The organism is Pseudomonas mendocina, from assembly GCF_003008615.1.
GTDB lineage: Bacteria > Pseudomonadota > Gammaproteobacteria > Pseudomonadales > Pseudomonadaceae > Aquipseudomonas > Aquipseudomonas mendocina_C.
On the sequence record NZ_CP027657.1, the window covers coordinates 1,290,853 to 1,312,620 of the forward strand.

General features: G+C 65.1%; 17 protein-coding genes. 6 read left to right on the forward strand and 11 right to left on the reverse strand.

Annotated elements, in window-relative coordinates; all coding sequences use genetic code 11:
- Positions 1 to 50 precede the first annotated feature (50 nt).
- Genes C7A17_RS06055 through C7A17_RS06070 form a run of 4 tightly spaced genes read right to left on the reverse strand, consistent with a single transcriptional unit; the run spans position 51 to position 3,665 of the window.
- Entirely contained in the window at positions 51 to 641 is a 591-nt protein-coding gene (locus C7A17_RS06055) for an HAD family hydrolase (RefSeq protein WP_106737170.1), read from the reverse strand.
- Positions 638 to 1,507 (reverse strand): acyl-CoA thioesterase II, encoded by an 870-nt coding sequence (tesB, locus tag C7A17_RS06060; RefSeq protein ID WP_106737171.1) that lies wholly within the window; start codon positions 1,505 to 1,507, stop codon positions 638 to 640. The genes C7A17_RS06055 and tesB overlap by 4 nt, the downstream gene beginning before the upstream one ends.
- Positions 1,504 to 3,108 carry a SagB/ThcOx family dehydrogenase gene (locus C7A17_RS06065; protein ID WP_106737172.1) on the reverse strand — a complete coding sequence of 535 codons (1,605 nt, stop codon included), beginning with the start codon at positions 3,106 to 3,108 and terminating at the stop codon, positions 1,504 to 1,506. The genes tesB and C7A17_RS06065 overlap by 4 nt, the downstream gene beginning before the upstream one ends.
- Positions 3,105 to 3,665 carry a GNAT family N-acetyltransferase gene (locus C7A17_RS06070; RefSeq protein WP_106737173.1) on the reverse strand — a complete coding sequence of 187 codons (561 nt, stop codon included), beginning with the start codon at positions 3,663 to 3,665 and terminating at the stop codon, positions 3,105 to 3,107. The genes C7A17_RS06065 and C7A17_RS06070 overlap by 4 nt, the downstream gene beginning before the upstream one ends.
- A 58-nt stretch (positions 3,666 to 3,723) precedes the next feature.
- On the opposite strand from C7A17_RS06070, the gene C7A17_RS06075 reads away from it, so the two are divergent.
- Positions 3,724 to 4,644, forward strand: coding sequence for a histone deacetylase family protein (locus C7A17_RS06075; RefSeq protein WP_106737174.1), 921 nt, complete (start codon positions 3,724 to 3,726; stop codon positions 4,642 to 4,644).
- A 72-nt stretch (positions 4,645 to 4,716) separates the two neighbouring features.
- Here the strand turns inward: C7A17_RS06075 and C7A17_RS06080 are convergent, their stop codons facing one another.
- Positions 4,717 to 5,850, reverse strand: a complete 1,134-nt coding sequence (locus C7A17_RS06080) for an aminotransferase class V-fold PLP-dependent enzyme (protein WP_106737175.1) — start codon at positions 5,848 to 5,850, stop codon at positions 4,717 to 4,719.
- A 113-nt stretch (positions 5,851 to 5,963) separates the two neighbouring features.
- Between C7A17_RS06080 and C7A17_RS06085 the strand changes: the two genes are divergently transcribed.
- The 3 genes from C7A17_RS06085 (at position 5,964) to C7A17_RS06095 (ending at position 8,809) form a co-directional block, all read left to right on the forward strand.
- Positions 5,964 to 7,202: a TIGR03862 family flavoprotein gene (locus tag C7A17_RS06085; RefSeq protein ID WP_106737176.1), complete on the forward strand. Its 1,239-nt coding sequence runs from the start codon at positions 5,964 to 5,966 to the stop codon at positions 7,200 to 7,202.
- 175 nt (positions 7,203 to 7,377) lie between these two features.
- Positions 7,378 to 8,379: a response regulator gene (locus tag C7A17_RS06090; protein WP_106737177.1), complete on the forward strand. Its 1,002-nt coding sequence runs from the start codon at positions 7,378 to 7,380 to the stop codon at positions 8,377 to 8,379.
- 4 nt (positions 8,380 to 8,383) lie between these two features.
- On the forward strand, positions 8,384 to 8,809 hold the full coding sequence (locus C7A17_RS06095) for a PAS domain-containing protein (protein ID WP_106737178.1): 426 nt from the start codon (positions 8,384 to 8,386) through the stop codon (positions 8,807 to 8,809).
- Between the two features lie 121 nt (positions 8,810 to 8,930).
- On the opposite strand, the gene C7A17_RS06100 is transcribed toward C7A17_RS06095, so the two are convergent.
- Positions 8,931 to 10,073 carry an IS481 family transposase gene (locus tag C7A17_RS06100; protein WP_106742723.1) on the reverse strand — a complete coding sequence of 381 codons (1,143 nt, stop codon included), beginning with the start codon at positions 10,071 to 10,073 and terminating at the stop codon, positions 8,931 to 8,933.
- 101 nt (positions 10,074 to 10,174) lie between these two features.
- Positions 10,175 to 11,518, reverse strand: coding sequence for a DEAD/DEAH box helicase (locus tag C7A17_RS06105; protein ID WP_106737179.1), 1,344 nt, complete (start codon positions 11,516 to 11,518; stop codon positions 10,175 to 10,177).
- A gap of 202 nt (positions 11,519 to 11,720) precedes the next feature.
- On the opposite strand from C7A17_RS06105, the gene cobB reads away from it, so the two are divergent.
- The gene (cobB, locus tag C7A17_RS06110; RefSeq protein ID WP_106737180.1) at positions 11,721 to 12,428 is read left to right on the forward strand and encodes a Sir2 family NAD+-dependent deacetylase; all 708 of its coding nucleotides are present in this window, start codon (positions 11,721 to 11,723) and stop codon (positions 12,426 to 12,428) included.
- Between the two features lie 188 nt (positions 12,429 to 12,616).
- Here cobB and C7A17_RS06115 read toward each other — a convergent pair whose 3' ends face one another.
- From C7A17_RS06115 to ptsP, 4 genes are all read right to left on the reverse strand, one after another.
- Positions 12,617 to 14,794 (reverse strand): hypothetical protein, encoded by a 2,178-nt coding sequence (locus tag C7A17_RS06115; protein WP_106737181.1) that lies wholly within the window; start codon positions 14,792 to 14,794, stop codon positions 12,617 to 12,619.
- A 147-nt stretch (positions 14,795 to 14,941) separates the two neighbouring features.
- Positions 14,942 to 16,669: a fructose-specific PTS transporter subunit EIIC gene (locus C7A17_RS06120; protein WP_106737182.1), complete on the reverse strand. Its 1,728-nt coding sequence runs from the start codon at positions 16,667 to 16,669 to the stop codon at positions 14,942 to 14,944.
- Positions 16,670 to 16,681: 12 nt separating this feature from the next.
- Entirely contained in the window at positions 16,682 to 17,602 is a 921-nt protein-coding gene (pfkB, locus tag C7A17_RS06125) for a 1-phosphofructokinase (RefSeq protein WP_106737183.1), read from the reverse strand.
- Positions 17,602 to 20,463, reverse strand: coding sequence for a phosphoenolpyruvate--protein phosphotransferase (ptsP, locus tag C7A17_RS06130; protein WP_106737184.1), 2,862 nt, complete (start codon positions 20,461 to 20,463; stop codon positions 17,602 to 17,604). Before ptsP ends, pfkB begins: the two co-directional genes overlap by 1 nt.
- 238 nt (positions 20,464 to 20,701) lie before the next feature.
- On the opposite strand from ptsP, the gene cra reads away from it, so the two are divergent.
- A complete protein-coding gene (gene cra / locus C7A17_RS06135; RefSeq protein ID WP_106737185.1) occupies positions 20,702 to 21,694 on the forward strand; it encodes a catabolite repressor/activator in 993 nt (330 codons plus the stop codon).
- The last annotated feature ends 74 nt before the right edge of the window (positions 21,695 to 21,768 follow it).

Sequence of the window (21,768 nt, forward strand, 5' to 3'; positions counted from 1 at the left end):
AGCGAACAGTCCGCCTGCGCCCACGGCGTACTGCCTACGGCGATTACGCCCTACAGAAGCGCCAGCAGCTCCCCGCAATCGCGCGCATGCAGCTCGGTCAGCTCCGGCCAGGGGTTGTCCGGTAGGTTGACCAGCACGCCACGTGCGCCAGCGGCCTGGGCACATTCCAGATCGAAGCGATAATCGCCGACCATCACCAGCTCCTGCGGCGTTACCGCCCAGCGCTCAGCCAGATGCAAAAGGCCGCCCGGGTGCGGCTTGGGCGGCGCTTCGTCGCGGCCGAGAATGTCGGCGATGGAGAAACAGTCATCCAGCCCGATGGCCTGCAGCGTCAGCAGCGCCAACTCATGCGCATTGCGCGTGAGGATGCCGAGCTGGCAACCCCGCTCGCACAGCGCACGCACCAACTCGATGGCGCCCGGCGCCGGACGTGAGACCAGCGCCAGCTCGCGCTCGTGCTCGAGCAGCCAGGCATGCTTCTGCGCCGCTTCCTCTGACGGCAGCGCCGCCAGGTGATGGAGGATGTCGTCGTCCTGGGGAATGCCCAGCATCCGCTTGATTGCCGGAAAATCATGCACCGCCAGGGTCAGGGTGCCGTCCATGTCGAACACCCAGTGGCGCGCGTCGCGCAATGCGTTCACTTCCAGTCCTCACGCACGCGGGTCAGACCTTCCTGAGCGACCGAGGCCACCAGCTCGCCCTGGCGGTTGTAGATGCTCGCACGGGAAAAGCCGCGCGCATTACCGGCCCAGGGGCTGTCCATGGCGTACAACAGCCAGTCATCCATGCGCAGGTTGCGGTGGAACCATAGCGAATGGTCGAGGCTGGCCACCTGCATGAACTTCTGGAACACCGACACGCCATGGGGCTGCATCGAGGTGGTCAGCAGGTTGAAGTCACTGGCATAAGCCAACAGGTACTTGTGCAGTTGCGGGTCGTCCGGCAACTCGCCGGCGGCACGGAACCAGACGTACTTGACCGGCTCGCAGGGTTGCGGCGCGAAGGGATTGATCAACGTGACCGGGCGGATCTCGATCGGTTTGTCGCTGATCGCACGCTCGCGCAGACGCTCGGGAATCATCGGTGCGACCATGCGCGCCAGTTCGGTTTCCGACTTCAGACCCTCGGGGCCGGGTACGTCCGGCATCTGGCTCTGGTGGTGGAACCCCTCTTCGTCATATTGAAACGACGCACTGCAGAAGAAGATCGGTTTGCCCTTCTGCACCGCCACCACGCGACGGGTGCTGAAGCTGCCACCATCACGAGTGCGCTCGACCTGGTACACCACTGGCAGGCTGGCGTCACCGGGGCGCAGGAAGTAGCCGTGCATGGAGTGCACGTGGCGTGCCTCCTCGACCGTCTGACTGCCAGCGGATATGCATTGGCCAAGCACCTGGCCGCCGAACAGCTGGCGGAAACCCAGATCCTGGCTGCGGCCACGGAACAGGTTTTCCTCGATCTGCTCCAGGCTGAGCAGCGCCACCAGATCGTCGAGCACCTGGGTCATGGATTGTCTCCTCGGGCAGGGGGTAATCGCGGTTGTGAATAGGCCGGCAGGGAGGTCAGGCGCTCGTCCCATACGGCGCGGCCAAGGGTGAAATGGTAAAGACTTTGCCAGCCGCTGTCGGCATCTCCGAGCAATTCCCTTAACGCATCGTCGAAGTAGCAGCCGATGCCGGTACCGGAAAGCCCCGCTGCCTCGGCCTCCAGATACAACAACTGGCCGACCTGACCGCATTCCCAGTAGAGCCTGGGATAACGCCAGTTGCCATTGGCAACGGCGCGCCCCACCTGCGCCAGCATGGCCAAGGCCACGCAGCCGTCGGCAGCGATGTCCTGGCCGCAACTGAGAAAACCCGCCAGACCACGGGTATCGCCTTCGAGCAGGCGATACAGCGGCAGGTCATCGTCCACCCGCAGCCACAGATAATCCTCGCGCAGCGGCTGCACACCGCTGCCGCTGCGATCCAGCCAGTACAGGCCAGGCGTCAGCCCCTGCACACGATGGACGAACAGCAACAGGTCGATCTCGCTCGGTTCACCGGTGACGGCGAACGGCACTGGCGATTGCGCCGGCATCAGACGGCGCAGCCAGGCCAGCAACAGCTCGGCCTGAATGCCGCTGCGACCATCCATGCTCTGCGCACTGCGCCGGCGATGCAGGATGGGTCTCAAGGGCAGGCCGGGGTTGTCGGCGCGCACGCTGGCGGTATCCAGCTTCCATGGGCCGCGCGGGCGGGCCGGCGCGCGGCACAGGTCATGCACGCGCTGCAGTTCCGGCCACTGCCGATACTCGCGCGACAGACGATTCGGCGTGCCGATACGCTCCAACTGCGCCAACCCCATCAATAGCTTCTCGGGCAGCGGGAACTCCATCGCCTGCGCCGGGCCGATCCATAGCAGGCAGTCGCCGTGTTCGGCTTCGTAGAAACCCTCGCAATCCAACCCCAGCAAGCCGTCCAGACGTGCTTCGTCCACGCCCTGCAGCATCCGTACTTGCCAGCCCTGCACACTGGCGGCGATGGCCAGCGCTGCCAGGGCATGCCCCAGATCATGCTGACAATAGCGATAGGCGCGCTCGCCGTACTTCCAGGCCTCGCGCCAGGCGATGCTGCTCAGACCGAGGAGAAAACCACCCGGCGGTAGGCTGTTCGCAAGCCGCTGGCCCAGCGGCGCCGGCAAGTCACTGCGCACCTCCAGGGCATGGATATCCGGGGCATAGTGGGCCAGCACGCCGTCGTCGCCCACCACGCCCGGCGGCAACAGCAGATAAGCCTCGGTTGGGTGCAGGTTGCCGGATGACGGGTTGACCCGCAGCGCCCAGCGACTGCCCCCGGCCTCCTTCCAGGCGGAAATGGCCAGGCTGTCGTACAGCAGTTGCGAGATGCTGGCTCGGTCGAGCGGTGCAGGCGGCGTCTGCAGCCCGGCGAAAGCCGCGTCGTACACCGGCCCCTCTTCCAGTGGGCGGTGGTACAACTCAATCAACCGGGCGCCCTCGTAGCGGCGAAACGGCGCAGGTTGGGTCGACCAGTCCAGTTGCCCCGGCCCCGGCGCGAAGCGCTCGGGCGCGTGTTTGCTGAGCTGATGATAGGCGAGCACATCCGTCATCGCCGCGCCTCCCAGTGCTCGCGGCGGATGCGATAGAGCACGTGCGGCTGCAGGGGATGACCATCCGGCACCCGTGGGTGGAGGAAATCGCCGCTCTCGTCACGCTGCATACCGATGCTGCGCATTACCGCTTGCGACGGCAGGTTGGCCGGCACGGTGAAGCTCAATACCTCATCCAGCCCAAGCTGCTCGAAGGCCACGATCAATGAAGCGCGCGCTGCCTCACTGGCGTAGCCATGACGCCAGTGGGACCGAGCCAAGCGCCAGCCAATCTCCACGGCAGGCACGAAAGGCGCCTCGAAGCTGACCTGCGCCAGGCCGGTGACACCGATCAGCTCGCCAGTGTCGCGCCGCTCCAGCGCCCAGAAGCCAAAACCGTGCTCATCGAAATGCGCACGGATGCGCGCCAGCAATTGCGCGCTCTGCTCGGCGTCCAGAGGGGCAGGAAAATGACGCATAACCTCCGCATCGGCATTGAGTGCTATCAGCGCCGGCAGGTCATTGTCGCGCCAGGTACGCAGCAAGAGCCGCTCGGAAGAGGTTTCGATCAGGGGCATGGCGATTGTCTCGATTGGCTGCGACCATGAGTCGTCAATTCGATGAGACCTTTATTGTATGCCGCTACCGCTGGTCTACCACGAGGATTACAGCCCACCCTTTCCGGCCGGGCACCGTTTCCCCATGGAGAAATTCCGCCTGTTGCGCGATCACCTGATCGACAGCGGTCTGACCACCGATGCCGGGCTGCAACGCCCCGAGCTGTGCCCGGCGCAGATTCTCACCCTGGCCCACTGCCCGGACTACATCGCCCGCTATATGGCCGGCGAGCTGTCGCATGAGGATCAGCGTCGCCTTGGCCTGCCCTGGAGCGCAGCCCTGGCGCAACGCACCGTACGTGCCGTGGGCGGTTCGCTGCTGACTGCCGAACTGGCGCTCAGCCATGGCCTGGCCTGCCACCTGGCCGGCGGCACGCACCACGCGCACTACGACTTTCCTTCCGGTTTCTGCATCTTCAACGACCTGGCAGTGATCGCTCGCTACCTATTGGAGGCCGGCCGCGTGCAGCGCGTGTTGATCTTCGACTGCGATGTGCACCAGGGCGACGGCACCGCACGCCTGCTGACGGACGTACCGGATGCCGTCACCGTATCGTTGCATTGCGAACAGAACTTCCCGGCACGCAAGGCCGAAAGCGACTGGGACATTCCACTGCCACGCGGTATGGGTGACGAGGACTACCTCAAGGTTGTGGACAGCACGCTCGACTACCTGCTGCCGCTCTACCAGCCGGATCTGGTGCTCTACGACGCGGGCGTCGACGTGCACAAGGACGATGCTCTGGGCTACCTGCAACTCACCGACGCCGGACTCGCCGCTCGCGACGAAGCCGTGCTGCAGCACTGCCTGGGTCGCGACATTCCAGTAATGGGCGTAATCGGCGGCGGCTACTCCAAGGATCACGCCGCCCTCGCCCGCCGCCACGGCATCCTGCATCACAGCGCGGCCAAGGTTTGGGCTGCGCGCGGGTTGGGCTAGCCCCTCGTAGGGCGGGTGCAACCCGCCAATTCACCGGTGGCGGGTTTCACCCGCCCTACGACAGAGCGTTGATCAGCCGGCCTGCACCTTGTCCAACGCCTGCTCCAGCGTCTTCACCGTGCGCTCGATATGGCCCAGCTTGTCCAGCCCGAACAGGCCGAGGCGGAAGGTCTGGAAGTCGGCGGGCTCGTCGCATTGCAGTGGTACGCCGGCGGCAATCTGCAGGCCGATGGCGGAGAACTTGGCGCCGGTCTTGATCTGCGCGTCATCCGTGTAGCAGACCACCACGCCCGGTGCCTCGAAACCCTTGGCCGCGACGCTCTTGAAGCCACGCGCCGCCAGCAGTGCACGCACCCGGTCGCCGAGTTCCTGCTGTTGCTGGCGCACCCGGTCGAAACCGAGGGCCTTGGCCTCGAACATGGCATCACGGAAATGCGCCAGCGCATCGCTGGGCATGGTGGCGTGGTAGGCGTGGCCGCCCTGCTCATAGGCCTGCATGATCTGCAGCCACTTCTTTAGGTCACAGGCGAAGCTGGTGCTCTGGGTGGCCTCGACGCGCGCCTGGGCGGCCTCGCTGAGCATCACCAGGGCGCAGCACGGCGAAGCGCTCCAGCCTTTCTGCGGTGCGCTGATCAGCACGTCGATGCCACAGGCCTGCATGTCCACCCAGAGGGTGCCGGAGGCGATGCAGTCGAGCACGAACAGGCCACCAACGGCGTGCACCGCGTCGCTCACCGCGCGCAGGTAGTCGTCCGGCAGGATCATGCCCGAGGAGGTTTCGACGTGCGGGGCAAATACCACCTGCGGTTTCTCGGCAGCGATAGTCGCCAGCACCTCGTCCAGTGGTGCCGGGGCGAAGGCGGCCTGGCTACCCTCTGCCACCGGGCGTGCCTTCAGTACCAAGGACTGGGCGGGAATCCGGCCCATCTCGAAAATCTGCGTCCAGCGGTAGCTGAACCAGCCGTTGCGGATCACCAGACACTTCTGATCGGTCGCCAACTGCCGCGCCACCGCCTCCATGCCATAGGTGCCGCTGCCAGGCACCACCGCCACGGCATGGGCGTTGTAGACCTGCTTCAGGGTGGCCGAAATATCGCGCATCACGCCCTGGAACGACTGCGACATATGGTTCAGCGAGCGGTCGGTGTAGACCACCGAATATTCGATCAGGCCATCGGGATCGATGTCGGGGCAGATATGGGACATAGCGGACTCCAGCCGAAAAGGTTCGACCAGAACCTGCCCTAACCCCGGGCAAATGACAAGGCCAGGGAGCACTCGGGTAGAATGCGCAACCTTCCGCCGACTGTCCCGCCATCATGACCACTGCCGCCCAGCCCACCGCTCATCACGTCGCCATCATCGGCGGCGGCCCCGCCGGGTTGATGGCTGCCGAAATGCTGGTACAAGGCGGTGTGCACGTGGAGCTGTTCGACGCCATGCCCTCGGTGGGACGCAAGTTCCTGCTGGCCGGCGTCGGCGGCATGAACATCACCCACTCCGAAGCCAAGCCGGCATTCCTCGGACGTTATGGCGAGCGCCAGACCGAGGTCGCGGCACTGTTGCAGGAGTTCGATGCCGACGCCCTGCGCGCCTGGATTCATGGACTGGGCATCGACACCTTCGTCGGCACCTCCGGCCGCGTATTCCCCACCGACATGAAGGCTGCGCCGTTGCTGAGAGCCTGGCTGCGGCGCTTGCGCGAACTGGGCGTGGTCATCCATACGCGCAGCCGCTGGCTGGGCTGGAACGATGACGGCAGCCTGCGTATCGCCAGCGCGGACGGCGAACGCGCGCTGTCCGCTGCTGCCTGCCTGCTGGCACTGGGCGGCGGCAGTTGGGCGCGACTGGGCTCCGACGGTGCCTGGGTGCCCCTGCTGCAGGCACGCGGTATCGAGGTGGCAGCACTGAAGCCGAGCAACTGCGGTTTCGAGGTGGCCGGCTGGAGCGACTACCTGTGCGAGAAATTCGCCGGCGCGCCGCTGAAGAACGTCGCCCTCAGCCTGCCCGGTCAGCCCGCCCGCATCGGTGAGTTCGTACTCACCGCAGGCGGCATCGAAGGCAGCCTGGTGTATGCCTTTTCCGCCGATATCCGCCGCGCCATCGAGACCGACAGCCAGGCGCTGATCCACCTCGACCTGCAGCCGCAGATGCCGCTGGCCAAACTGCAACAGGCGCTGGCCAAACCACGCGGCAAGCATTCGATGGCCAAGCACCTGCACCGCCAGGCCGGCCTCGATGGCGTGAAAGCTGCGCTGCTGCGCGAGCTGGCACCGGCCGCGGCCTTCGCCGAGGCAACCACGCTGGCGCGCTGGATCAAGGCGCTGCCGATCACCCTGCTGCGCGCCCGGCCGCTGGACGAAGCGATCAGCAGCGCCGGTGGCGTGCCTTTCGAGGCTCTGGATCAAGGCCTGATGCTAAAGGCCCTGCCCGGCATGTTCTGTGCCGGCGAAATGCTCGACTGGGAAGCCCCCACCGGTGGCTATCTACTCACTGCGTGTTTCGCCAGTGGCCGGGTCGCGGCACAGGGCGTACTCGACTGGTTGCATGCCGTGTAGTTGTAGGGTGAACCGGGCGGCGCTCCGCTTCAACCCACCAAGGCTGGCCGCTGTTGGTGGGCTGAAGCCCACCCTACGGACGTGCACAGCCCACTACCGCCGAAAAACGCTGTGACGCCACGCAGGCTGCGGCTATGCTCAGTCTCAGCGCTCCACACACAGGTAACCTCCCGCCGTGATCCCTCTGCTGGTCTGCGACGACTCCAATATGGCGCGCAAGCAACTGATCCGCGCCTTGCCGGCTGAATGGCCGGTCACCCTCAGCCAGGCCAGCAACGGCGAGGAAGCACTGGCCTTGATCCGTCAGGGCCAAGGCCAGGTCATGCTGCTCGACCTGACCATGCCCGTGCTCGATGGCTACCAGACACTGGCCGCGCTACGCGCCGAAGGCCTCAACAGCCAGGTCATCGTGGTGTCCGGTGACGTGCAGGACGAAGCGGTGCGCCGCGTCCGCGAGCTCGGTGCCCTGGCGTTCATCAAGAAACCCGCCGATCCCGATATCCTGCGCCAGACCCTGATCGAACTGGGCCTGTTCAATCCACAGGGCACACCAACGGCGCAGGCTCAGGCAGCGGCGCTCTCGGAGCTGAAGGTGAGCTTCCGCGACGCCCTGCGCGAGGTCAGCAACGTCGCCATGGGCCGCGCCGCCGCGCTGCTGGCCAAGGTGCTCGGGGTATTCGTGCAGTTGCCGGTGCCGCAGGTGAACATCTTCGAAGTCAGCGAACTGCACATGACCCTGCTCGACGCCCAGCGCGGCGAACGCTTCAGCGCCATCTGCCAGGGCTTCATTGGCGAGGCCATCGCCGGCGAAGCGCTGCTGCTGTTCCACGACTCGGAAGTGGACGACATGGCGCGTCTGCTCGGCTGGCAACCGAAGAACGAGGCAGAAACATCGGAAATGCTCCTGGATCTGGCCAGCATCCTGATCGGCGCCTGCCTGGCCGGCGTCGCCGAGCAACTCGACCTGCGTTTCTCCCAGGGCCATCCGCAACTGCTCGGCCAGCATGCCAGTCTCGACCAGATCATCCAGGTCAACCGCCAGCGCTGGCGCAAGACCCTGGCCGTGGAAATCAGCTACAGCCTGGAAGGCCACGCGATTCATTTCGACCTGCTGCTGTTGTTCACCGAAGACTCGATCAAGCGCCTGACCGCCAAGATCGGCTACCTGATGGAGTAAGGCGATGCCCGCGCAGATCGATATCAAGGAAGTTCACTGGCTGCTCGACATCGTGCAGTGCATCGACGTCGGCGTGGTGGTGCTCGACCGCCAGTACCGCGTCGAGGTGTGGAACGCCTTCATGGAAAATCACTCCGGGTTGGGGCCGGATCAGGTACAGGGGCGCTCGCTGTTCGAACTCTTCCCCGACATCGACCGCCCCTGGCTGGAGCGCAAGGTGGAAAGCGTGGTGCAGCTGGGCACGCGCGCCTTCAGCCTGTGGCAGCAGCGCCCGTACCTGATGCGCTTCAAGAGCTATCAGCCGATCACCGGCCAGGCCGACTTCATGTACCAGAACGTCACCGTGCTGCCGCTGGCTGGCCAGCCGGTGGAACATGTGTGCCTGGTGATCTATGACATGACCGCGGCGGCAGTGGCGGCACAGGCTTGATCCGCTAAGCCGTAGGGTGCGCCGTGCGCACCAGCCAACCTCTTCTGAGTTCGGTGCGCATGGTGTTCAGCCGGGGGACATGGTAAACACCTGTCGGGAGACATGGGTAACAGGTTGATGATCATGTTGCCCGTTGCCTCAGGTCTATCTGACGCAGCGTTTTGCGGATGAATACCACATCGTAGACACCCTCTTCGGCAGTTGGTCGGATGGCGACCTTCTCCCCATATAGACCTCCACTTACGAAGACGTTGAGCCCTTTGAAATACACCTGCCCGGTCTGACGTACATTCACCACGTGATCACCCGGTTCATATTCGATGGCTGGCAGTTGCTCCGGGTAGCTTCGTGGACTGGGCCTATAGCGCTCTATAGGGGGCCGTTGATCAAGTGCTTCGTGCGGACGGTAATGGTTGTACTCGTCTCGCCAGCGGCTCATCACTTGCTGACAATGCTGCAAGTCGCTGAACGCGCGATGCAGCACTTCGCGTTTGAGTGTCTGGTGGAAGCGCTCCAGCTTGCCCTGAGTCTGTGGATGATGAGGCCGACTATGGCTGACCTCGATCCCCAGCCGCATCAGCCAAACCTCCAATTTTGATAGTCCACCGGCAATATTAGAACCCCAAGGCGGCCCGTTGTCGGCGGTGATACGCAGCGGCAAACCGTACTGACGGAAAACCTCGATCAGATGCGGTTTGACCAGCTCCAGCCGCTCCCCCTCACAGGCTTGCAGGCAGAGCGAAAAGCGTGAGTGATCGTCCAGCAGGGTCAAGGGATGACAACGAGGCGAACGGCGATCGTTTAGGGGGACGCTACCCTTGAAGTCGATCTGCCAGAGGTCGTTCGGATTGGGATGCTCGAAACGATGGTTAGCCGGCGCTTGCGCCTGCTCATTGTGGTAAAGGACATGACAATCGTGGCGCTTGAGGATGGCGTCGATAGTGCTGTGGTGAGGCGGATCAACAGCCGCAGTCATCAACAAGCTTCGCAGTTTGCGAGCGCCCCAATAGGGATAGCGGTGGTGCAATTGCACAACCGTTTGTTCCAACGTCGGATCGCTGCGCCCTGGACTGCTCAGGGGACGGCGGGATCGATCCTGTAAGCCTGCATCGCCTTGCTCACGGTACCGATCCAGCCATTTGTAGCCAGTTCTGGGACTGATGCCATACCGCCGACAGAGCTCCCGCACATTACTTTGGGGCTGCCCTGCCAGCAGAACAAACTCTCGCCTTATCGACATAGTGCTGCGCTCCAGCCACGGCATCATTCGATCTCCCGATCCGATGAACACCGTAAGCCTAAATGCGTTACCTATGTCTCCCGACACCCGTTACCTATGTCCCCCGGCTGAACACATGGCGCACCCTACTTTTTTCCGCCCTTGGGCTTGCTGCCGAAGCTCGGCACCTTGCGTACCGCCTTGGCTTTGGGCTTGGCATCCTCTTCCTCGAACCAGCGACCGAGGTGGATATTGCCCTTGCCGCCCGCCTTGCCCGCACCGGGAATCAGCTTCTGCTTGGGCTTCTTCGGTTTCTTCAGTACCTGACCGCCGACCGCCGTCAGTGGTACGCGGTGATCCGGAATAAAATCGGGCTCGTCGACACGCTTGATCAACTGCTGAGTGAGGTTCTCGATAGCCGCCAACTGGTCGACCTCGTCGGCGCAGACCAGCGAGATCGCCTCGCCCTTGCTGCCCGCGCGACCGGTTCGGCCAATGCGGTGCACGTAGTCCTCGGCGTTGATCGGCAGGTCGAGGTTGACCACCAATGGCAGGTCATCGATATCCAGCCCCCGTGCGGCTACGTCGGTAGCGACCAACACCTGCACCTCGCCGGCCTTGAAACGCTCCAGGGCGCGCAAGCGGCTCGGCTGCGGCTTGTCACCGTGGATCGAGTCAGCACTGACGCCGATGGCCAGCAGTTCCTGTTCGAGCTGATCGACACCCTTGCGGGTCTTGGCGAACACCAGCACCTGCCCCCAGCGTTTTTCCTGCAGCAGGTACAGGAACAGTTCGCCCTTGCGCTTCTTGTCCACCGGGATCAGCCACTGCTTGACGCTCTTGGCCGCCGCGTTGCGCGGGCTGACTTCCACCGACAGCGGGTCGCGCAGCAGTTCGCCGGCCATCTGCCGGATGGCGTCGGAGAAAGTGGCAGAGAACAGCAGGGTCTGGCGCTTTTTCGGCAACGCGCTGAACAGCTCGTCCAGCTCACGGGCGAAACCGAGGTCGAGCATGCGATCCGCCTCGTCGAGCACCAAGGTCTGCAACTGGCTGAACTTCACCGCGTTCTGCCGGTACAAGTCGAGCAACCGGCCCGGCGTGGCCACCAGCACATCGACACCCTTGCGCAGCTTCATCATCTGCGGGTTGATGCTGACCCCGCCATACACCGCATAGCTGGAGAGCGGCAGGTTCTGGCCGTAGCTCAGAAAGCTCTGCAGCACCTGCTCGGCCAGCTCACGGGTCGGCACCAGCACCAGCGTGCGTACCGAGTTGCTCGCCACCTGCGGCCCCTCCAGGGTCAGACGTTGCAACAACGGCAGGGCGAAACCGGCCGTTTTGCCGGTTCCGGTCTGCGCTGCGGCCATCAGGTCGCGGCCCTTGAGCACGGCGGGAATCGCCTGGCTCTGCACCGGAGTCGGAGTCTGGTAATCGAGGTCAGCAAGGGTGCGCAGCAGCGGCTCGATCAGGCCAAGGGAGGCGAAGGTCATGGGGTAACCGAATCAGAGGGAAACAGGCGCGCAGTTTACCTGAACAAGCCCCCGCGTCGGCTGCGGACATTGACTCGCGACGAACAGTAGATCCTTGCGCAGGCAGGCTTTTCCGCACCGCATGGCCGTTACTGGCACAGCCTACAAAGGACAATGAATCGTCTAGGATGGGGGACATAGCAAATGCGTCGAGCACTCAAGCATGCCTCATCCCAATATCGTCATTCTCACCGGCGCCGGTATCTCTGCCGAAAGCGGCATCCGCACCTTCCGCGCCGCTGACGGACTCTGGGAGAACCACCGCATCGAAGAGGTGGCTACGCCCGAAGGTTTCGCCCGTGATCCGGCGCTGGTGCAGCGCTTCTACGACATGCGTCGCGCCCAGTTGCGCGATCCGGCCATCGCACCGAATGCCGGGCACCTGGCCCTGGCCGAACTGGAGGCCGGCTGGCAAGGTGAGTTCATGCTGGTCACGCAGAACGTCGACAACCTGCACGAACGCGCCGGCTCCAGGCGCTTGCTGCACATGCACGGCGAGTTGCAGTCGATGCTGTGCAGCAACAGCCAGCAGCGTTTTCAGCTGCTGGAGGACATGCCGGTCGAACAGGCGTGCGCCTGCTGCGGTCTGAAGGGCACGCTGCGACCGGATATCGTCTGGTTCGGCGAGATGCCCTATCACATGGAGCGCATCCATGACGCGCTGGAGCAATGCGAGCTGTTCGTCAGCATCGGCACCTCGGGCCATGTCTACCCGGCGGCGGGTTTCGTCGAGCAGGCCCGTCGGGCCGGCGCGCATACGCTGGAGATCAATCTGGAGCCGAGTCTGGGTCACTCGCTGTTCGCGGAAAAACGCTACGGCCCGGCCACCGAGCAGTTGCCCCGCTGGGTGGCGGAGCAACTGGCCAATTGATACATGTAACGGTAAGCCGACCACCGTAGGGCGGATTCAGCATGTAGGCGGACTCAGGAACGCCAGCGAACAGTCCGCCGTTTTTCAGCGGCCCACACATCCAGCAGCGTACTGCTTCCGAGCGGCCGGCGTTCCAGTACGCCCTACCGAACTGCAGGCCGTGCCGGAACGCCAAAGCCGAGTACGCCCTACCCGGCGTCCTGAACGGGCGCCGCCGCTTCGGCCGGCGCCTCTGGCTGCGGGCTGAACACACCCTGGTTCCAGGCGTAGTAGCCCAGGCCCAGCGCCAGCAGCAGCGCCAGTATCCACGGCCATACCAGCGGTTTCTCGGCGTAGGGATCGCGCAGCGCGCGGTCGCTGCCCTTGGGCAGCTCCGCCATCTGCGTGAGCGCGGTGCCGAAGGGAATGCTGATACGAGCCTGGGCATTCACCGCCCAGCCGTTGCCGTCGAGGATCGGCCCCAGGCTACGGCGACGCAGCTTGAACCAGGCCAGCAGCATGGCCGGCCCGGAGATGGCCAGCAGCACGCAGAGCAGCAGCAGCGGAACCTGCCACCAGGCCAACGAGAGAATCCCCGTGACCACCGCCGCCAGTGCCGTACCCAAAGCGCCGACTGCCAGGCCGATGGCCGCGAAGATACCGGCGAACTTGGCGATATCGAACGCTGGTGCCGGCGTTGCCGCAGGCGCAGCCCCGGTTTCACCAACTTTGGCGGCGGTCTTGCTGACCATGTCAGCGTCACGGCTGGCTGCCAATTTCTGTACCTGATCGGAAACTAGGCTGGAGATACGCCGATAAGGCGACCAGAACGCCTCACGGATACTGATGGCGTTCTGCACCACCTTGACCACGGTGGCATCCCAGTCATTACCGTCGCGGTCGTAGAACAGGCCATGGCGGCCGGCCTGCAGATCGCCCTCGCTACCGGCCGTCACCGCCACCACGATGTTCAGCGTCTCCTTGCCGCGCACCGGCTCACCGCGGCGGGTGCAGGCGCAGTAGAGCAGGAAACAGTCGCTGGCCGCCGCCACCTTGGCATGGGCCTCGACATCGCCGACTTCCACCGCCAGCTCGCAGCTCTTGCCGTCGATGTAGAGCACGCCAGCCTGGAATACCGCTTTCTCCTGGCGGGCATAGAAGCACTGGAAGGACACGAAGTTGCGCAGCAGCTTGACCAGGCCGTGGCGCAGGCGAATCAGCTTGTCCAGCTCGACCAGGCCATCGGCAGCCTCGGCCACCGCCTTGTCTTCCTCGACCAGGGCCAGCAGGCGCGCCTCGGCACCCTGCTCCACCAGTTCGAGAATGCGTCCTCGCTCCAGCACCTCGGCAATCGCCACGGCCGGCGTCTCGGCGCGCCAGGCCAGGTAGTTGCCGCACAGTGCAACCAGGTGCTGCCACTGCTCGCGCGACAGGCTGTCCAGCTCGCCATACACAGGCACCACCACACGCTGGCGGAACTCGTCGACGGCACTCTGCCAAGCCGGGTTGAGGCCCTTGTGCAGCGGCAGCTCGTCGCCATGCTGCACCACCGCCAGCGGCAGGTCGGCCACCTCGCGGGCATCGGCCAGGGACAACGATGCCAGGCGCACCAGTTCTTCTTCCTTGGCGTTCATCAAGGCCGCGGCGCGCGGGTCGAACTCGGCCATGGCCACGCGGGTGAAGTAATCGTCGATCTTGGCGCGCACGGCACTCAGCGCCTCGACCGCCGCCACGGTGCCTTCACCGAAAGCATCCAGCCCCTGCTCGGCAGCGCGCGCATGCCAAGCGTGCAACTGACGCGCCTGATCGAAGAAGGCGGTGATCTGTTCGACACCGACGGCAGGCTCGCCACTGCGATCGGTCTGCGCACCCAGGCAGGCGATGATGTCGGCGATGGCGGCCTTGAGCTCGGCATCATCGGTCATACTGGCCGGCACCAGGCCGTCGCCATTGGATTCGTAGGGCGGAAACAGCAACGCCAGATCAACAGTATCGGCCGGCGTCAGGCTCTCGGCGTCAGGACGCCCGAGCACGCCCAGCAGACGCTGTGCAGCCAGGCACAGGCGCACGCCTTCGGCGTCATCGGTAAGTGAGGCCAGCAGCAGCGGGCCGTCCTGAAACAGCACAGCGGGATCACGCAGGCGCGCCAGCGTCCAGTCGACCACATCGAGCACTTCCGGCGCGCGAATACGACCGTCCTTGTTCAGGTCGATGTACTGCAGCATGCGCCGATCCAGTTCCAGATTGTTCACCGGGCAGGCCAGGCTGGCCCAGAGTTTCTGATCCAGACCACGCAGGGCGGCGAGGTCGGCGGGGGTTTCCAGTTGCACCTGATCGAAGCCGCCGGCACGGAAGAAGCGCCAGCGATGCGCGAGAGCTTGAGTCATCTACAAAAGATCCTTTCTTTGTGAGGGCGACTGCGCCAAGGAGTCGATGATGATCCAGCGCTGCGCATCGGCGCGTGGATCACTCAACAGACTCCTACTTCCCAGGCGCTGTTCAACCCAGTGTAACCGAGCAACAAGGGCGTGCGCTTATCGCGCCTCGACTGCCAACGGCTGCGCCTCGGGCTGTTTGATCAACGCGTAGAGCACGCCGGTAAGCAGGCTGCCGGCGACGATGGCCAGCAGGTATAGCAGCGCGTGGTTCATGGCGTTGGGGATCAGCAGCACGAACAGGCCTCCGTGCGGTGCCATCAGCTTGCAACCGAAGTACATCGACAGTGCGCCGGTCAGCGCACCACCGGCAATACTGGCCGGGATCACCCGCAACGGATCCTTCGCAGCGAAGGGAATCGCCCCCTCGGAGATGAAGCACAAACCCAGCACCCCGGCCGCCTTGCCTGCCTGACGCTCGCTCTGGGCGAACTTGCGCCGCGCCAGCACGGTGGCGATGGCCATGGCAATCGGCGGCACCATGCCACCGGCCATGGTCGCGGCCATTGGCGCGTAGCTGCTCGAAGCCAGCAGGCCGACCGAGAAGGCATAGGCCGCCTTGTTGATCGGCCCCCCGAGATCCACGCACATCATGCCGCCAAGCAGCGCGCCCAGGAGGATGGCATTGGTGCTGCCCATGCTGTCGAGGAACTGGGTGAGCGCCAGCAACACACCAGCCACGGGGCTGCCGACGATATAGATCATCGTCAGACCAGTGATCAGGCTGGCCAACAGCGGGATGATCAGGATCGGCTTGAGCGCCTCCAGACTGTCCGGCAAACGCACCCAGCGGGCAATGGCCTTGGCCGAATAGCCGGCGATGAAGCCGGCGACAATGCCGCCGATAAAACCGGCGCCCAGCGAACTGGCGAGCAATCCACCGATCATCCCTGGTGCCAGCCCCGGACGGTCGGCGATGGAGTAGGCGATGTAGCCGGCCAGTACCGGCACCATCAGCTTGAATGCGGCGTCGCCACCGATCTGCATCAACGTAGCCGCCAAGGTGCCCTCCTGCTCATACGCCTTGATGCCGAAGACGAACGACAGCGCGATCAGCAGGCCACCCGCCACCACCATCGGCAACATGTAAGAAACGCCGGTGAGCAGGTGCTTGTAGGGGCCGGATTTCTCACCACTGGGGGCAGCAGCGTTGCCCTCGGCCGGCTTGGCCTCGCTCAACGGGCGCGCCTCGCTCAAGGCGCGCTCCAGCGTCTGTTGCGGCTGCTTGAGCGCCACACCAGTGCCGCAGCGGTAGACCTTCTTGCCGGCGAAGCGGCTGGTGTCGACCTCGATATCGGTGGCCAGCAGCACGGCATCGGCCGCATCGATTGCCGCATCGTCGAGCAGGTTGCGCGCACCGACCGAGCCGCGGGTTTCCACCTGCAATTCGATGCCCATGCGCAGCGCCGCCTGTTGCAGCGCTTCAGCGGCCATGAAGGTATGCGCCACACCGGTCGGGCAAGCAGTGACCGCGACCAGCCGACGACGCCCGCCTGAGGCAGGCTCGCTGCTGTCGCCATAGGTCTGAGCACGCTCGGCGGCCTCGCGCAGAAAACGCTGCGGGTCGGCCAATGCCTCGGCCGGCGTGGCCTGAAACAGGCGCTTGCCGACGAAGCGGCTCAGCGGCAGCTCACCGGTCTTGACCACCAGCACCCAGTCGGCCGCGGCAATCTGCGCCTCGCTCAATGGCGAACCAATCGCGCGCGCGTCATGCACCTCGACACGGGTTTGCCAGCCCAGGCGCTCGGCTGCAGCCTGCAACAGGCGCGAACACAGCACGCTGGTGACCTGGCCATTGGGGCAGGCGGTGACGATCAGCAGATTCATGGTGGGTGCCTCTTATTCTTCTATGGAGTGCAATTGCACGGCCGCTTCAAGACGGGCCAGCTGCTCGCGATCATGGATGCCGAAGCCGATCTGGGTGACCGCCTGCGCCGCCACCGCCGTGGCCAGGCGCAAGGTGCGTTCGGCTGGCCAGCCCTCGAGCAGGCCGTGCAGGCTGGCCGCCAGCAGCGAGTCACCAGCACCGACCGTACTGGCGACCTCGACACGCGGCGGAATGGCGCGCAGGGCAATGTCCGGGCCGTGCCATTCGACGCCTTCTGCGCCACGTGACAGCAGCACGTGCTCGATACCCTGTGCGCGCAGCGTCTGCACGGCGGCAGACAGATCGCTGCCGCATACTTCGGTAAGCTCTTCCTCATTGGGTTTGATCAGCCAGGGGGCGACGCCGAGGGCCGCCTGCAGGGCAGCACCGCTGCTATCTACAATCAGTGGTACGCCACTGGCCTTGATGCGCCGCAGCAAACCGGCGAACCACTGCGGGGTGATGCCACGCGGCAGGCTGCCGGCCACCACCACGGCGTCATGCCCGGCTAGCAGCGGCTCCAGCTCCTCTTCCAGGCGTTGCAGGTGTTCGGCCTCGACCTGCGGGCCGGGGCCGTTGAGGTCGGTGATGCAGCCGTCGGCTTCGGCCAGCTTGATGTTGCTGCGCGTCTCGCCCGGCACACGGACGAACAGGTCGTGAAAGCCGCGCTTGTGCATCAGGCTTTCGAACGGCGCGGCATTGGCGCGCCCGAGAAAGCCGCCGACGCTCAGATTGTGACCAAGGTCGGCCAGCACCTGGGCGACGTTCAGGCCCTTGCCGGCCGCATGGCTGCGCAGCTCATGGCAGCGGTTGATCGCGCCGGGCTGCAGGCGGTCGAGACGCAGGGTCAGATCCAGTGCCGGGTTCAGGGTCAGGGTCAGGATTCGGGCCATCAATGCATCTCCGCGACCAGCGCGCGCACGGCGCTGGCACTGTCCAGGGTCAGGGCGCGATCTGCCAGGGTGCGTGCCTGGCGGCTGTCCAGCTCGCGCACGCGCGCCTTGACCAGGGCAATCGAGCGTGGCGTCACGCTCAGTTCGTCCACGCCAAGCCCCACCAGCAGCGGCACGGCCAGGCGGTCGCTGGCCAGTTCGCCACAGACGCCGACCCACTTGCCCTGCGTATGAGCAGCGGTCACGGTCATCTCGATCAGGCGCAACACGGCCGGGTGCAGTCCATCGGCCTGCACCGACAGCTGCGGATGGCCGCGGTCGATGGCCAGGCAGTACTGGGTCAGGTCATTGGTGCCGATGCTGAAGAAGTCCACCTCACGCGCCAGCACCGGCGCCAGCAGTGCGGCCGAGGGCACTTCGATCATGATGCCGACCTGCAGGTCGCGCACATCGATCTCTTCGCGCAGGCGCTGCACCATGTCACGCGCCGCACGCCACTCCTCCACCGAACCGACCATGGGGAACATGATCCGCAGCGGGCGGCCATCGGCCGAGGCGAGCAAGGCGCGCAACTGGGTTTCCAGAATCTCCGGGCGCTGCAGGCTCAGGCGAATGCCACGTACACCAAGGAAAGGGTTCTCCTCAGCCGGCATCGGCCAGTAAGGCAGGGGTTTGTCGCCGCCGACATCCAGTGTGCGCACCACCAACGGGCGGCCACCCAATGCATCGAGCACACGCCGATACTCGCGCTCCTGCGCAGCGTGATCCGGCGCCTGAGCATGCTCCATGAACACCAGCTCGGTGCGCAGCAGGCCCACCGCTTCCGCGCCCAGTTCCACCGCATCAGCGGTTTCGCCACTGGCGCCGATATTGGCCGCCACTTCCACACGCACACCGTCACGGGTCTTTGCGTCGCTGAAGCGCTCGGCATGCGCCTGCTCACGCCGCTGCTGCGCCACCTCACGCTCATGCAACGCCTGATCGCGCTCGGCGGTATCCGGCGCGATACGCAGCAGGCCGCTGTCGCCATCGAGCAACAGCGGCGTGCCTTGCGCCAACGCCAGCACGCCATCACCGGCCCCGACCACAGCGGGGATTCCCAGTGCGCGAGCGATGATCGCGCTGTGCGCGGTAGCACCACCGCGCGCGGTCAGGATGCCAGCGACACGTTGACGGTCGAGGCCAGCCACGTCCGACGGCACGACTTCGGCCATCACCAATATGTAAGGTTCATTCGGCTCGCTGGGCAGCTCGACACCGCAGAGGTGCGCCAGCACACGATTGCCAATATCACGTAGATCAGCCGCACGTTCGGCCAGCAATGGATCATGCAGGGCCTCCTGACGCTTGGCCGCCGCCTCGACTTCGACCTGCCAGGCCGCCTCAGCGCTCGCGCCCTTGCCCAGGCGGGCCTCGACATCTTCACGCAGCGCGGGATCAGCGAGCATGGCCAGGTGGGCGCTGAATATCTCACGAATGCTCGCCACGCCGGCGCCATCGACCAGGCGCTGAATCTGCGCGGCAACGGCGGCCAGGGCTGCATCCAGACGCGCACGCTCCGTCTCGACACCCTGACCTTGCTCGGCGAAATCAAAGGTCGGCGGCGTACGTACCAGTGCCGGCCCCATGGCGATACCGGGCGAGGCGCCAACGGCCAGCAAGCGACTACCGGCGACGGGGGCGACGGCCTCGATCAGCTCAAGCTGCGCCGCCACCTCGGGCAGCGCTTCGCTGAGTGGTTCGACCGTTTCGCCCAAACCACTTTCCACTGCGGCGCGAATGGCCGGCAGCGCGCTGTCGGCAATCACCGCTTCGGCGCTGAATTCGAGCGTCTGGCCACGCCGCGCGCCCAGCGCCAGCAGGCGACTGAGGCTCTTGGCCGAAACCCCGGCGCCCGTGTCGCCGAGCAGGCGCACGCGGATCTCACCGGCGAAGCCCTGCGCCAGTTCGCTCAGTGCCTTTGCCGGACGCGCGTGCAGACCATGGGCATTGAGCAACGGCACGCTGAGACTGGGCCAGTCCGGCGGCACCTCACCGCCCAGCGCCTCGATCACCTGGCGGCTATCGCTGGCGTCGCTGAACGCTGCGGCTCGGCCACCGATCAGCACATCGCACAGGCGCTCCAGCGCCTGTCTGTGCGCCTCGCCCTGGCTGGCCAGGCAGAACAGACCACGCAGCGCTTCGCCGCGGAACGTCAGCGGTTGCGCCGGGGTGACGAAGGCCAAGCCAGGGCGCTCGACGCTGGCCTCGCTGTGCAGCCACCACAGGCCATCGCCCAGCGGCAGCGGCTCACCACGCGCCAGCCCGAGGGCGAAACCGCTACGGGCGCAGCCGGACTGACGCAACAGGCGTGCCCCCTGCCAGAGCAATTCGTCGAAATCTTCGGCAGGCTGCGCCAGCGCCACCAGTTGGCCGTCCAATGCCAACGCCTGCGGTGCGCCCTGCAGCAACTCGAGTATCTGCGCCGGCTCGCGAGCTTCACGCAGCGCCTGGCTCAGGTCACCCTCGCCCAGGGCGCGGGTCAGCAGTTGCAGCAGATGCAGGTGCTCATCGGACTGGGCAGCGATGGCGATGGCCAGATAAACCTGCTGGCCATTGCCCCAATCCACTCCAGCCGGAAACTGAATCAGGCTGACGCCGGTGCGCAGTACCTGATCGCGGGTCTGTGGCGTGCCATGGGGAATGGCGATGCCCTGGCCGAGAAAGGTCGAGCCCTGGGCTTCGCGAGCCTGCAAGCCGTCGAGGTAAGCCGCAGTAGCCAGGCCGGCACTGGCCAACGCATCGCCAAGCATGGCCAGGGCTTCGCCCTTGTTCGCCGCCGCCCGGCCCATCTGGATTTGGCTGGCATCGAGTTCGAGCATGGGTGCCTCCGGCTTGGATTCTTGTTCTGATTGAGAAGAGTGTTCACGGGCTCGGCGCTCACTTACGCCCCGCAAACACCTTCAAGACTAGCTGATGAATCAAGTTGCTGAAACGATTCATCAAACGCTGGCACCTTATCCGATAATGGGTAATCCTTGAAGCCCGGTCGTCGTCGAGTCGGTGTAGACTCGCCGCGCTCACACGCTCGAAACCTCTTCTCTGCATGGTGCTGCGCCCGTGAAACTCAGCGACATCGCCCGCCTGGCGCAGGTCTCGGTGACCACCGCCAGCTACGTGATCAACGGTCAGGCCGAACGCCGGCGCATCAGCCCTGCGACTGTGGCCAAGGTGCTGGCGGTGGTAGAAGAACATGGCTATCGCCCGGATCAGCAGGCCGCCAGTCTGCGCCGCGGGCAAAGCCGCTGCCTGGGCTTCATCCTGCCGGATCTGGAGAACCCCAGTTACGCGCGCCTGGCCAAGCTGCTCGAACAGAAGGCCCGCGCCGCCGGCTATCAGTTGCTGATCGCCAGCTCCGACGATGACCCGAGCAGCGAGCGGCAGTTGCTCGAACTGTTCCGCTCGCGCCGCTGCGAAGCATTGATCGTCGCCAGTTGCCTACCTGCCGATGATCCGCTGTATCCCGCCATCGTCGCTGCCGGCCTGCCGGTCGTGGCGGTGGATCGGGCCCTGTCGCCTACGCATATCCGCTCGGTGGTCAGCGATGACGAGCAGGCCGGGCGCACCCTGACCGAAAGCCTGCTGAAACCCAAGCCCCGGCATATCGCCCTGCTCGGCGCCCGTGCGGAACTGGTCATCAGCCAGGCGCGCGAGCGTGGTTTCCATGCCGCGCTGGCTGGTTTCGACGGACGCATCAGCGTCTATCACGGCGAGCTGTTCAGCCGCGCCTGCGGTTACCGGGAGATGCAGACGCTGATGAATGAAGTCGGTCCGCCGGATGCCTTGCTGACCACCGCCTACGTGCTGCTCGAAGGTGTATTCGATGCGCTACGTGAGCAGGGCAACGAGCAATGGCCGGCGGTGCGCCTGGCAACCTTCGGCGATACCCAGTTGCTGGATTTTCTGCCGCTGCGGGTCAATGCCATGAGCCAGCAGCACGAACGTATCGCCGAGCGCGTGCTGGCCTGGACGCTACGAGCGGTTGAACACAACGACTATCAGCCCGGTATCGAGGCCATTGGCCGCAGCTTCAAGGCCCGAACCCAAGGGTAGGGTGCGCCATGCGCACCAACTGTCGGAAAAGGTCGGTGCGCGCAGCCTAGGCGGCCCCACGACACCCTACATGT

Coding starts and splice junctions, on each gene's coding strand:
- tesB (WP_106737171.1), bottom strand. CDS start 1,507: ATGACCCAGGTGCTCGACGATCTGGTGGCGCTGCTCAGCCTGGAGCAG.
- C7A17_RS06065 (WP_106737172.1), bottom strand. CDS start 3,108: ATGACGGATGTGCTCGCCTATCATCAGCTCAGCAAACACGCGCCCGAG.
- C7A17_RS06070 (WP_106737173.1), bottom strand. CDS start 3,665: ATGCCCCTGATCGAAACCTCTTCCGAGCGGCTCTTGCTGCGTACCTGG.
- C7A17_RS06075 (WP_106737174.1), top strand. CDS start 3,724: ATGCCGCTACCGCTGGTCTACCACGAGGATTACAGCCCACCCTTTCCG.
- C7A17_RS06080 (WP_106737175.1), bottom strand. CDS start 5,850: ATGTCCCATATCTGCCCCGACATCGATCCCGATGGCCTGATCGAATAT.
- C7A17_RS06085 (WP_106737176.1), top strand. CDS start 5,964: ATGACCACTGCCGCCCAGCCCACCGCTCATCACGTCGCCATCATCGGC.
- C7A17_RS06095 (WP_106737178.1), top strand. CDS start 8,384: ATGCCCGCGCAGATCGATATCAAGGAAGTTCACTGGCTGCTCGACATC.
- C7A17_RS06100 (WP_106742723.1), bottom strand. CDS start 10,073: ATGCCGTGGCTGGAGCGCAGCACTATGTCGATAAGGCGAGAGTTTGTT.
- C7A17_RS06105 (WP_106737179.1), bottom strand. CDS start 11,518: ATGACCTTCGCCTCCCTTGGCCTGATCGAGCCGCTGCTGCGCACCCTT.
- cobB (WP_106737180.1), top strand. CDS start 11,721: ATGCCTCATCCCAATATCGTCATTCTCACCGGCGCCGGTATCTCTGCC.
- C7A17_RS06115 (WP_106737181.1), bottom strand. CDS start 14,794: ATGACTCAAGCTCTCGCGCATCGCTGGCGCTTCTTCCGTGCCGGCGGC.
- C7A17_RS06120 (WP_106737182.1), bottom strand. CDS start 16,669: ATGAATCTGCTGATCGTCACCGCCTGCCCCAATGGCCAGGTCACCAGC.
- pfkB (WP_106737183.1), bottom strand. CDS start 17,602: ATGGCCCGAATCCTGACCCTGACCCTGAACCCGGCACTGGATCTGACC.
- ptsP (WP_106737184.1), bottom strand. CDS start 20,463: ATGCTCGAACTCGATGCCAGCCAAATCCAGATGGGCCGGGCGGCGGCG.